Source organism: Rhodococcus sp. HNM0563 (assembly GCF_012726195.1).
Taxonomy (GTDB): Bacteria; Actinomycetota; Actinomycetes; order Mycobacteriales; family Mycobacteriaceae; genus Rhodococcus.
In genome coordinates, this window is sequence record NZ_JAASAF010000009.1 from 133,624 (window position 1) to 146,518 (window position 12,895).

Genomic DNA, 12,895 nt, shown 5'->3' on the forward strand with positions numbered 1-12,895 from the left:
AACTGTAGTCTCGCATCCGCACCCGCCGCAAGGCCGATCCGCCGGATCGACGTCGAAAGCCCGACGTCGCCGTTCCGGTTCGGGCACGCAGCCCCTACGGTGGAGCGATGATGCCCCGCACTCTGATCTTGCTTCGCCACGGGAAGTCCGCGTACCCGGACGACGTGGACGATCACGAACGCCCCCTCTCTCCACGCGGCCGCCGAGAAGCAGGTCTCGCCGGTCGATGGATTCGAGCCAACCTGCCTGAGATCGACGCGGTGCTGTGCTCCGACGCGACACGCACGCGTAAAACCCTCGCCGAAGCGACGATCGACGCACCCGTCGACTATCGCGCGGCGCTCTACGGGGCCACTCCCGAGGCCGTTGTCGCGGAGATCCGCTCGATGGACCCGGAAATTCACACCTTGCTCGTGGTCGGGCACGAGCCGTCATTGTCCGAGACGGCTCTGAGCCTGGCCACAGACCACAGCAGCGACATCGCCCAGCAGCTCTCCGAGAAGTTTCCGACCTCAGCGCTCGCGGTACTCACCGTTCGAGGCAGCTGGGACGACCTCGAGCCGGGCCGCGCCGAGCTGACGGACTTTCACATCGCACGCTGAGCGGCACATCGGCACTGCACGCTGAGCGGCACATCGATACTGCACGCTGAGCGGCACATCGATACCGCACGCTGAGCGACGCTCCCTACGGACATATCCCGGAAACCACAAAGGTCCCGCCCTGAAGAGAGAGGGCGGGACCTTTGTGACTACGGCAGCGAACTACCGGTAGTCGTTGGAGTAACCGTAGTCATCCAGAGGCACTGCAGCACCGGTGTTCTGGCCGAAACCGTCCGGTGAGTAGTACTGGTCGTCGTACGCCGGGATGGCGTATGCGGCGGCACGAGCCTCCTCGGTCGGCTGAACCTGGATGTTCCGGTACTTGTTGATGCCGGTACCGGCGGGGATCAGCTTGCCGATGATCACGTTCTCCTTGAGACCGATCAGCTTGTCCGAGCGGCAGTTGATCGCCGCGTCGGTCAGCACGCGAGTGGTCTCCTGGAAGGACGCCGCCGACAGCCACGAGTCGGTGGCGAGCGACGCCTTCGTGATGCCCATGAGAACGGGGCGACCGGCAGCCGGCTCGCCACCTTCCTGGACCACACGACGGTTCGCGGCCTCGAACTCGCTGCGCTCGACGAGCGAGCCGGGCAGGAACTCCGTCGCGCCCGAATCGATGATCGTCACGCGACGCAGCATCTGACGCACGATGGTCTCGATGTGCTTGTCGTGGATCGACACACCCTGGCTCCGGTAGACCTCCTGGACCTCGTGGACCAAGTGGATCTGAACCTGGCGGGGACCCATCACGCGCAGCACCTCGTGCGGATCGGCAGCACCTTCGAGGAGCTGCTGACCGACGTCCACATGGTCGCCGTCACCGAGGACGCCCTCGGTGCCGTCGGCCTTGCGGATGACGTGCAGACGCTGACGCTTCGACAGCTTGTCGTAGACGACCTCTTCGCCACCGTCGTCGGGGACGATCGTGATCTTGTAGAAACGATCGTCGTCCTCGAGGCGGATACGCCCGGAGACGTCGGCGATCGGAGCCTTGCCCTTGGGGATACGGGCTTCGAACAGCTCCTGGACACGGGGCAGACCACCCGTGATGTCCTCACCGACACCACCCTGGTGGAACGTACGCATCGTCAGCTGCGTACCGGGCTCACCGATCGACTGGGCAGCGACGATACCGACGGCCTCGCCGATGTCGACGAGCTTGCCCGTCGCCATCGAACGGCCGTAGCAGGTCGCGCAGACGCCGGTGCCGGTGTCGCAGGTCAGGACCGAGCGGACCTTGACCTTCTGGATACCGGCCTCGAGGAGGGCCTCGATTGCGGGATCGCCGAGGTCGGAGCCACGCTCGACCACGACATTGCCTGCCGCATCGATCGCGTCCGTCGCCAGCGTGCGGGCATACGTGCTCGTCTCGATGTGAGCATCGCGGACCAGCTTGCCGGTCTCGTTGCCCTGTGCGTCACGCTCGGGCTCGGCGATGGTCATCTCGATACCACGCGGCGTGCCACAGTCGACCTCGCGGACGATGACGTCCTGCGAGACGTCCACCAGACGACGGGTCAGGTAACCCGAGTCGGCGGTACGCAGAGCGGTATCGGCCAGACCCTTACGCGCACCGTGCGTGTTGATGAAGTACTCGGCGACGGTGAGGCCCTCTCGGAACGAGGACTTGATCGGACGAGGAATGAACTCGCCCTTCGGGTTCGTCACCAGGCCCTTCATACCCGCCAGCGAGCGGATCTGGGTCATGTTGCCCGCGGCTCCGGACTTCACGATCGTCGGGATCGGGTTGTCGTCCGGGTAATGCGCCTCCATGACCTGGCCGACCTCTTCGGTCGCTTCCTGCCACAGCTTCACGAGTGAATCGCGGCGCTCGTCCTCGGACAGCTTGCCTCGGTCGTACTGCCGCTGGATCGAATCGGCCTGACCCTCGTAGCGCTCGAGGATCTCCTTCTTCTCCGGCGGAACCAGCACGTCCGACATCGCGATCGTCACGCCCGAACGCGTGGCCCAGTAGAAGCCCGCGTCCTTGAGCTTGTCGACGGTCTGTGCGACAACGATCATCGGGTAGCGCTCGGCGAGATCGTTGATGATCCCGGCCTGACGCTTCTTCGGCATGATGTCGTTGACGAAGCCGTAGTTCACCGGCAGCAGCTCGTTGAACATCACGCGACCGAGAGTGGTCTCGGCGAGCCAGTCCTGGCCGTAGCGCCATCCCTCGGGGAACAGTTCGTTCTCGATCTCGCGCGGCGGACGCTGCTGCGACAGACGCACCCGGATGGGGGCCTGCACCGAGAGCACGCCCCGGTCCACAGCCATGATGGCCTCGGCCGGCGACGAGTACACACCCTGCTCCGGCTCGTCACCGGATGCAGGCTTGTACGCGCCGACGCCGTCCTCGACAAGGCGTGTCAGGTGGTACAGGCCCGTCACCATGTCCAGACGGGGCATAGCGAGCGGACGGCCCGATGCCGGCGACAGGATGTTGTTCGACGACAGCATCAGGATGCGCGCCTCGGCCTGAGCCTCTGCCGACAGCGGCAGGTGCACGGCCATCTGGTCACCGTCGAAGTCGGCGTTGAAGGCCTCACACACGAGGGGGTGCAGCTGAATGGCCTTACCCTCGACGAGCTGCGGCTCGAACGCCTGGATGCCGAGACGGTGCAGCGTAGGTGCACGGTTGAGCAGGACCGGGTGCTCATTGATGACCTCTTCGAGGACATCCCACACCTGGGGACGCTGACGCTCGACCATGCGCTTGGCCGACTTGATGTTCTGCGCGTGGTTCAGGTCCACGAGGCGCTTCATCACGAACGGCTTGAACAGCTCGAGAGCCATGAGCTTCGGCAGACCGCACTGGTGCAGCTTGAGCTGCGGACCGACGACGATGACCGAACGGCCCGAGTAATCGACGCGCTTACCGAGCAGGTTCTGACGGAAACGACCCTGCTTGCCCTTGAGCAGATCGGACAGCGACTTGAGCGGGCGGTTGCCCGGACCCGTCACCGGGCGGCCACGACGACCGTTGTCGAACAGCGCGTCGACGGACTCCTGGAGCATCCGCTTCTCGTTGTTGACGATGATCTCGGGAGCGCCGAGGTCGATCAGTCGCTTGAGGCGGTTGTTCCGGTTGATGACGCGGCGGTACAGGTCGTTGAGGTCGGAGGTCGCGAAGCGACCACCGTCGAGCTGCACCATCGGGCGCAGCTCCGGCGGGATCACCGGAACAGCGTCGAGGACCATGCCCATCGGCGAGTTGCCGGACTGCTGGAACGCTGCCACGACCTTGAGACGCTTGAGCGCACGCAGCTTCTTCTGCCCCTTGCCGCTGCGGATGATCTCGCGCAGCAGCTCGGCTTCGGCGTCGATGTCGAAGGTCTCGATGAGCTTCTGGATGGCCTCTGCACCCATCGCGCCCGTGAAGTACTCGCCGTAGCGGTCCTGCAGCTCGCGGTAGATCAGCTCGTCGACGATGAGCTGCTTGGGAGCGAGCTTCGTGAAGGTCGTCCAGATCTCGTCGAGACGATCGAGCTCACGCTGGGCACGGTCGCGCAGCTGACGCATCTCGCGCTCGCCGCCGTCCTTGACCTTGCGACGGACATCCGACTTGGCGCCCTCGGCCTCGAGCTCGGCCAGATCGGCTTCGAGCTTCTGCGCGCGGGCCTCGAGGTCGGCGTCGCGCTGATCGGCGACGCCCTTCTTCTCGACCTCCATCTCGGCCTCGAGCGTCGAGAGCTCGTTGTGACGGAGCTCGTCGTCGACCGACGTGATGACGTACGCAGCGAAGTAGATGATCTTCTCGAGATCCTTCGGAGCGAGGTCGAGGAGGTAGCCGAGACGGCTCGGCACGCCCTTGAAGTACCAGATGTGAGTCACGGGTGCGGCCAGTTCGATGTGGCCCATCCGCTCACGGCGCACCTTGGCGCGGGTCACCTCGACGCCACAGCGTTCGCAGATGATGCCCTTGAAGCGGACGCGCTTGTACTTACCGCAGTAGCACTCCCAGTCCCGGGTGGGGCCGAAGATCTTCTCGCAGAAGAGGCCGTCCTTCTCGGGCTTGAGCGTGCGGTAGTTGATGGTCTCCGGCTTCTTGACTTCGCCGTACGACCAATTACGGATGTCGGCCGCGGTGGCCAGACCGATCCGGAGTTCATCGAAGAAGTTGACGTCGAGCACGTAACTTCCTTTCCCCTGTGCGGGCCTTGTTGCTGCTAGTTGTCGCTATCGCTGCCGGGGCCCGATGCGGTACGCGGCCGGTGTGGCTCGGTGGCGTACCGCATCGGTTCGGCTCCTAGTTCGCGAGGTCGTCGACCGTGGCCGACTCGTTGCGGGAAAGGTTGATGCCCAGGTTGGCTGCTGCCCGCTCCAGGTCCTCGTCGTCGCTGTCGGCCATGGCGATGGCAGCGCCGTCGCTGGACAGCACCTCCACGTTGAGGCAGAGCGACTGAAGTTCCTTGAGGAGCACCTTGAACGACTCGGGGATGCCGGGCTCGGGGATGTTCTCGCCCTTGACGATCGCCTCGTACACCTTCACGCGACCCACCACGTCGTCGGACTTGATGGTGAGCAGCTCCTGCAGCGTGTATGCGGCGCCGTACGCCTGCATGGCCCAGCACTCCATCTCACCGAAGCGCTGACCACCGAACTGCGCCTTACCGCCGAGCGGCTGCTGCGTGATCATCGAGTACGGACCGGTCGAACGCGCGTGGATCTTGTCGTCGACCAAGTGGTGCAGCTTGATGATGTACATGTAGCCGACCGCCACCGGGTACGGGAACGGCTCACCCGAACGACCGTCGAACAGCGTCGCCTTGCCGTCGGGACCGACCATGACCTCACCGTCGCGGTTCGGCAGCGTCGACGACAGCAGACCCGTGAGCTCCTCTTCACGAGCACCGTCGAACACCGGCGTTGCGATGTTCGAGTCGGACTCGGCGGCGAGCATCTCCTCGGGCAGGTTCTGTGCCCAGTCGGGGCGCGATCCGTCGTCGGCGATCTGCACGTTCCAACCGGCCTTGCCGATCCAGCCGAGGTGGGTCTCGAGGATCTGGCCGATGTTCATACGACGCGGAACACCGTGGGTGTTCAGGATGATGTCGATGGGCGTGCCGTCGGGCAGGAACGGCATGTCCTCCTGCGGGAGGATCTTGCCGATGACGCCCTTGTTGCCGTGGCGGCCTGCGAGCTTGTCGCCGTCCTGGATCTTGCGCTTCTGCGCGACGTACACGCGGACGAGCTCGTTGACACCCGGAGGCAGGTCGTCGTCGTCCTCGCGCGAGAACACACGCACGCCGATGACCTTGCCGGTCTCGCCGTGAGGAACCTTGAGCGACGTGTCGCGGACCTCGCGCGCCTTCTCACCGAAGATCGCGCGGAGCAGACGCTCTTCGGGGGTGAGCTCGGTCTCGCCCTTCGGGGTGACCTTGCCGACCAGGATGTCGCCGTCGCGAACCTCGGCACCGATACGGACGATGCCGCGCTCGTCGAGGTCGGCGAGGACCTCGTCCGAGACGTTCGGGATGTCGCGGGTGATCTCCTCGGCACCGAGCTTGGTGTCGCGGGCATCGATCTCGTGCTCCTCGATGTGGATCGAGGTCAGGACGTCCTCTTCCACGAGGCGCTGCGACAGAATGATCGCGTCCTCGTAGTTGTGGCCTTCCCACGGCATGATCGCGAGGAGCAGGTTCTTGCCCAGCGCCATCTCACCGTTCTCGGTGCAGGGCCCGTCGGCCAGGACCTGGCCGGCCTCGACACGCTGGCCTTCGTCGATGATCGGACGCTGGTTCGAGCAGGTGCCCTGGTTGGACCGGTCGAACTTGCGCAGACGATAGGTGCGGCGGGTGCCGTCGTCGGCCATCACCGTGATGAAGTCGGCCGACACCTCCTCGACCACGCCGGGTTTCTCGGTGACGATGACGTCGCCGGCGTCCACTGCGGCACGCAGCTCCATGCCGGTACCGACGACCGGGGCCTCGCTGCGGATCAGGGGAACGGCCTGACGCTGCATGTTCGCGCCCATGAGGGCACGGTTGGCGTCGTCGTGCTCGAGGAACGGGATCATGGCCGTCGCGACGGACACCATCTGCCGCGGTGAGACGTCCATGTACTCGACGGAGTCGGCACCGACGTACTCGATCTCCGCGCCCTTCTTACGGACGAGCACGCGATCCTCGGCGAACGTATTGTCCGCGCTGATCGGCGAGTTCGCCTGCGCGATGAGGAAGCGGTCCTCTTCGTCTGCCGTGAGGTAGTCGACCTGATCGGTGACGACACCGTCGACGACCCTGCGGTACGGGGTCTCGATGAAACCGAACGGGTTGACCCGCGCGTACACCGACAGCGAACCGATCAGGCCGATGTTCGGGCCTTCAGGGGTCTCGATCGGGCACATGCGGCCGTAATGCGACGGGTGGACGTCGCGGACCTCGAGGCCGGCGCGCTCACGCGACAGACCGCCGGGGCCGAGCGCCGAGAGGCGACGCTTGTGCGTCAGGCCCGACAGCGGGTTGTTCTGGTCCATGAACTGCGACAGCTGCGAAGTTCCGAAGAACTCCTTGATCGCGGCCACGACAGGACGGATGTTGATCAGGGTCTGCGGCGTGATCGCCTCGACGTCCTGGGTCGTCATGCGCTCACGAACGACGCGCTCCATGCGGGACAGGCCCACGCGGATCTGGTTCTGGATCAGTTCGCCGACGGTACGCAGGCGACGGTTACCGAAGTGATCGATATCGTCGACCTCGACCGGAACCTCGACACCGCCCGGAGCGGTCATCCAGTTCTCACCCGCGTGCAGGCGCACGAGGTACTCGATGGTCGCGACGATGTCTTCCTCGGTGAGGGTCGACGCCTCGATCGGCTGGCCGGTGTTCAGACCCAGCTTCTTGTTGATCTTGTAACGGCCCACACGCGCCAGGTCGTAGCGCTTGTCCTTGAAGAACAGATTCTCGAGGAGCGTCTGTGCGCTCTCCTTCGTCGGCGGCTCGCCCGGACGAAGCTTGCGGTAGATGTCGAGGAGCGCCTCGTCGGTGCCTGCGGTGTTGTCCTTCTCGAGCGTGGACATCATGATCTCGGAGAAGCCGAAGCGCTCCACGATCTGCTCGGTGGACCAGCCGAGTGCCTTGAGCAGCACGGTGACGGGCTGACGGCGCTTGCGATCGATGCGCACACCCACGGTGTCGCGCTTGTCGACGTCGAACTCGAGCCATGCACCGCGACCGGGGATGACCTTGACGCTGTGCAGGTCCTTCTCGGTGCTCTTGTCGACGGACTTGTCGAAGTACACACCGGGCGAACGCACGAGCTGCGACACGACGACACGCTCGGTGCCGTTGATGATGAACGTGCCCTTGTCGGTCATCATCGGGAAGTCACCCATGAAGACCGTCTGGCTCTTGATCTCACCGGTGTTGTTGTTGATGAACTCGGCCGTGACGAACAGCGGAGCCGCGTACGTCATGTCCTTGTCCTTGCACTCCTCGACGGAGGCCTTGACCTCGTCGAAGCGTGGATCGGAGAAGGAAAGGGACATCGAGCCCGAGAAGTCCTCGATCGGCGAGAGCTCGGCGAGGATCTCTTCGAGACCACCGGCGACGCTGCCGTCACCACGATCAGCAGCCTTCGCGCGCCAGCGCTCCGACCCGATCAACCATTCGAAGGAATCTGTCTGTAGATCGAGGAGCCCGGGAACTTCGAGGGGTTCGCGAATTTTCGCGAACGAAACCCTCTTCGGGGCTCCGGGGATTCCGGCAACTGCCTTGGTCTGGCTAGAGACTGCCAAGATGCGTCCTTCCAGCACCTCACGCGGGTCGCTCCAACCGGTGCGACCGCCGCTGTACCTGCTTCTTCATGTGGGGCGTTTCGGCTGGTCGCAACCCGAACTGAAACCCAGCCGAAGAATCCGATGAAGTCGCTCTCGGCGAACGATTCACGGGCTCACAGGTCAAGGGGTGGACAGGAGGCAGCCAGCGCAAAGAACCAACTTACACCGAACACACGGAAATGTCCACGGGGGTGCCTCAAAGAAACCTGGAGGCGACATTGCGGGGTCGGTATCGCACAGGCGTACCGATAGAGTGACGTCTCACGTCGTTCTCGTCAAGAGTCATCGGCCTCCGGCGTCACACCCGCAACGCGATCGCCCCGAACTCGACGCCTCTACTGATCGCGGATCTCCGAGACCAGCCAACGGCCATCCGCCTTCTCCATCCGCACCAACAACGGCGCTGCCGCACTCCCCTGTGCCACTCCGTCGCCGGTCGCGCTGACGTTGATGTACGCAGCGACCTCGGCGTGGGCCTCGTCGATCATCCGTGCGCCGATGTGCGCGACATTCACCTCCGTCACGGTGCGGGTCTGTACCGCGGCGTCCTTGGTGACCTGGGCGGTCGAGTCGAACTCCGCGCGGCGCTCGTCTGTGAGCAGTTCGCGTATCTCGGCGAAATCCTCGTCGATGGTCTCGAAGTTGTACCCGTGCATCGCCTCGATCGCGTGCGCGGCAGCCTCGGTCACCGCAGCCGTCTCCGCCTGGTCGACCCACGCGATATTGCTGTCGGACGCTCCGGGACGGAAAGCTGCGACCACGGCGAGCGCGCCCAACACGACCGCGACCAGAGCCACGACGAGCACCGGCATCCAACTCGACTTCGGCCGTTGCACGTCGCCGGCCGGGAGCTCGGGTTCGGAATCGAGCGCAGGGGTGGGATGCGGCCGGTCGTCGGCCGGCGACCGTGTCTCATCCGTTCCCGGGGTCTCGACTGTTGCCGGCGTCTCGTCTGTTGCCGGGGCAGGGGTCCCTTCGGAATCGACCGCATCGATCGCGGTTCTCTCGTCGACTCTCTCGTCGACGCCGTTCGACTGGCCGGAGCCTGCCGCACTGTCGGACCTGTCGGTGACCGCACCGGTCGAGCCGACCGGCTCGACCCGATCGGATTCGCTACTCGAAGAAACTGGGCCGGGGATGACCGGACCTGCGCTCGACTCGGTCCTCGGACGGGACGCACCGGCGATCTTGGGTCGACGGCGCGGCGGCCCGGGGTTGCGTCGCTGCGGTGGCACTAGGCGTTCTCCTTCGTCGGCTCGCTACTACTGTCGTTCGAGCCGTCACTGCTGGTCGAAACGTTCTTGCAGATCACGGTGTCGCGGCACCATCCGGCGCGGGAGCCTGCTCCGCGGGTGCGGATTCCGGAGGTGCAGATTCTGCGGGTGCAGCCCCCTCCGGTTCCGGCTGTGCACCCGGAGCAGGGCCCTCTTCCATGCCGACCGAACCGAGAGGCTCGATCGTCACCGCTTTCCAGACGTCGCCGTCCTTCACCATCGAGGCGTTCACCGAGACCTTGTTGACCGTGAAGTACTCCGGGGTGGTCGTGCGCACCGCGAGCACGACGAGCGCTTTCGCCTGATCGTCGTCGGTGTTCAGTTCGGTCAGCGACCCGAAGAGCACCTCCGCCGACATGCTGGTTCCCGTCGCGGCCACCTGGTCGCGGATCTGCTGCTCCGTCGCGGCGAGATCGTTCAGCAACGCGTCTCCGGTGATCGACGAACGCATGTTGTCGAGCGACGCGTCGACATTCTGTGCATCGACACTGTTGAGGTTGATGGCCGCTTGGAAGGCACCCGTCAGCGCGGCGTCGCGCGTGTCGGCCACCGAACGATCGACGATCAGTGCCTTCGCCCAGCCGAATCCGAACCACGCGGCGGCCACGAGGGCGACCACCGCCAGCGCGCTCACTATCGAAAGGGCGACGGTTCTTGCTCTCACTCCACTAACCTACTCACTGCTCACTTCGGGGTGACTCCGAGAAGCGGCGCCAGCTGCGTCGCCACCGGATTCAGATTGAGCTTGTCGGGATCCTTCTTCGGCGTGAAATCCCACGGCTGGATGGTCGCGGGGTCGGCGAACACGATCCGGTCCGCGCTGCGTACACCAGTCACGCTGCCCTGTGGTGCAGCGCAGGAAGCTTCCGTGTTGAACGGGAAGTCCTGTGCGTGATCGTCGAAGTTCGGGTTCTCCGCACGCATCTGCTCGATGATCTCGTACGTCCCCTCGTAGCCGAGGGTGCACGATGGCGGATTGTTCGTCTCCAGCACGATCCCCTGCCTCACCGTACCGTCGCCCGGGGCCACGGTACCGGCGCTGGCCGCCACAGCAGGAAGGAATGCGAGCAGTGGCTGCAGTGCAATGGCCTGAGGTGCGAGAGTCTCGCCGAGCGCAGCGAGGTTGGTCAAGTCCGCGGTCAGGCCAGGTCCCGAATCCGCGATCAAGCGGTTCAGCTCATCGCTCGCGGTGGTTCCGGTCTCGATGAGCCGCCGGATGTCGGGGTCGCTGTCGCGCAGCTGGGCAGTGATCAGGTCGAGATCGGAGCTGAACTGCTCGATTGCAGACGACTGCTCGGACTGGGTGTCGAGCACGGTCCTGCTGTCGCGGATCAACGTGACCGTCTGCGGCAGGTATTCGACGCCCGAGTCACTGAGCCGTGCGAGCGAATCGACGAGCACCTGCAGTTCGTCGCCGCGGCCGTCGAACGCGTCGCCGAGTTCGGTGACCACCGTGTGCAGTGCATCCGTCGGCACCGACCGGGTCAGTTCGTTGGTGCTCACAAGCAGGTCCTCGACGGGCACCGGGAGGTCGTCGGCAGTCGACTCGATGATCGAACCGTCGACGAGATAAGGACCTTCGTCCGTGGGTGGGCGCAGATCGACGTACTGCTCGCCGATCGCCGATCGGTTCGCGACCACGGCCTGAGCCGATGCGGGGATGTCCGGTCCTCCGTCGTCGAGTTTCAGTTCGACGTCGATGCCGTCGCTGGTCAGCGAGAGGTTGCCCACCCGGCCCACCGGCACCCCTCGGTAGGTGACTTCCGCGTTCTTGAATACACCGCCCGAACTGGGGAATCGGGCGTTGACGGTGTACTGGCCGAAGCCCATGAGATTGTCCAGCCGGACGTAACGGGCCCCCACGAACACCACGCCGAGCAGCGCGATGACGACGAATGCCACGAGCTGAATCCTCACCAGTCGTGATCTCATCGGCCACCCCCGATTCCGAGCTGATCCATCAAGCCTTCGAGCGGGTTGGGCGGCGGGGCCGGTGCGGGCGCGCGGTTTCCGCCGGCCTCACCGACACCGGGAATTTCGACGCCCTCCGGCAGCGCGACACCTTCGGGAAGGGTCAGGAGGTCGGGCAACGTCGGGGCCGGCAGTACCGGCAGCAAGGACACTGTCGGCCATCCCACGTGCGGCCCGTTTCCGTTGTAGTAGGGATTGGACGGGTCGACGACCGGCTTCGGGTTTCCGAATTTCGGCTGCCGGTAGACCGGCTCGCCCTGCCCCACACCGAGCGAGGCGAGTGCGTCGCCGATCTGCAGGTCGACGATGAGGAACAGGTTCATCGAACCACCGACGATGATGTCCTCGACACTGTCCGGGAACGGCACCGTCGGGACGAACGACAGGGACTGTACGAGGTCGTCGCCCGACGCAGCGAGAGCCTGAAGCGTCGGACGCAGAGCGAGCAGGTCGGCGATGAGATCGTCCTTGGACTGATCGAGGATGTCCGTCCCGACCGTTCCGAGCCGATCGAGCTGGACCAGGAGTTGCGTGAGTTCCGGCCGCTGCTGTTCGAGCACCTCGGTCGCCACCGGCAGGTCGTCGAGAATCGCCGCGACCTGATCGTTCTGCACTGCGACCCGCTCGGACAACGCATCGAGACCATCGATCGCACGGGTGATGTCGTTTCGCTGCTGTTCGAGTCCGGTGATCAGGGTTTCGGCTTCCTCGATGAGGCTGCGCGTGGTGCCTTCCCGACCGTCGAATGCCGTCGACAGCTCTTCGATGACCGGGGCGAGCTGCCCGACACCACCACCGTTGAGCAACAGCGACAGTGCTCCGAGTACCGGTTCGATCTCGGTTGCATGCCGTGTCCGTTCGAGGGGGATGGTGGCGCCGTCGACGAGTTCGCCCGTCGCCGGCTCGTTCGACGGCGGCGCGAGCTGCACGAACTTCTCGCCCAGCAGACTGCTCTGTTCGACGACGGCGAACGTGTTCGCGGGCAGGTCGGCTGCCGAGTTGAGAACGATCTCGACCTCGGCGGTCCATCCCTCCCCTGCCACGTCGATCGACTCGACGCGACCCATCGGCACACCGTCGACCTTGACGGTCGACTGGGGCACCAGGTCGAGGACATCGTCGAATTCGATGCTGACCCGGATCGGCTCGTCGCCGAGATCGGCCCCGCCCGGCAGCGGAACATCGTAGATACCACCGCAACCGGAGACCGTCACCGCGACGACACATGCCCCCACCCCGACGACCGTCGCACGCGGCAGGCTCGTCCA

The 12,895-nt window shown here is 65.0% G+C and carries 7 protein-coding genes; 1 reads left to right on the forward strand and 6 read right to left on the reverse strand.

Going from position 1 to position 12,895, the window contains the following annotated elements; translation table 11 throughout:
* Positions 1-110: 110 nt before the first annotated feature.
* Positions 111-602, forward strand: coding sequence for a histidine phosphatase family protein (locus HCA61_RS20175; RefSeq protein WP_169690124.1), 492 nt, complete (start codon positions 111-113; stop codon positions 600-602).
* Positions 603-764: 162 nt separating this feature from the next.
* Here HCA61_RS20175 and HCA61_RS20180 read toward each other — a convergent pair whose 3' ends face one another.
* The 6 genes from HCA61_RS20180 to HCA61_RS20205 all read right to left on the reverse strand — a co-directional run bounded on the left by HCA61_RS20180 (position 765) and on the right by HCA61_RS20205 (position 12,886).
* A complete protein-coding gene (locus tag HCA61_RS20180) occupies positions 765-4,736 on the reverse strand; it encodes a DNA-directed RNA polymerase subunit beta' (protein ID WP_169689985.1) in 3,972 nt (1,323 codons plus the stop codon).
* A gap of 115 nt (positions 4,737-4,851) precedes the next feature.
* A complete protein-coding gene (gene rpoB / locus HCA61_RS20185) occupies positions 4,852-8,358 on the reverse strand; it encodes a DNA-directed RNA polymerase subunit beta (RefSeq protein WP_169689986.1) in 3,507 nt (1,168 codons plus the stop codon).
* Positions 8,359-8,717: 359 nt separating this feature from the next.
* Positions 8,718-9,617: a hypothetical protein gene (locus HCA61_RS20190; protein ID WP_169689987.1), complete on the reverse strand. Its 900-nt coding sequence runs from the start codon at positions 9,615-9,617 to the stop codon at positions 8,718-8,720.
* Between the two features lie 73 nt (positions 9,618-9,690).
* Entirely contained in the window at positions 9,691-10,293 is a 603-nt protein-coding gene (locus HCA61_RS20195; protein WP_169690125.1) for a hypothetical protein, read from the reverse strand.
* 47 nt (positions 10,294-10,340) lie between these two features.
* Positions 10,341-11,588, reverse strand: coding sequence for an MlaD family protein (locus HCA61_RS20200; RefSeq protein WP_169689988.1), 1,248 nt, complete (start codon positions 11,586-11,588; stop codon positions 10,341-10,343).
* Complete coding sequence (locus tag HCA61_RS20205) at positions 11,585-12,886, reverse strand: MCE family protein (protein ID WP_169690126.1); 1,302 nt, start codon at positions 12,884-12,886, stop codon at positions 11,585-11,587. Before HCA61_RS20205 ends, HCA61_RS20200 begins: the two co-directional genes overlap by 4 nt.
* Between the last annotated feature and the right edge of the window lie 9 nt (positions 12,887-12,895).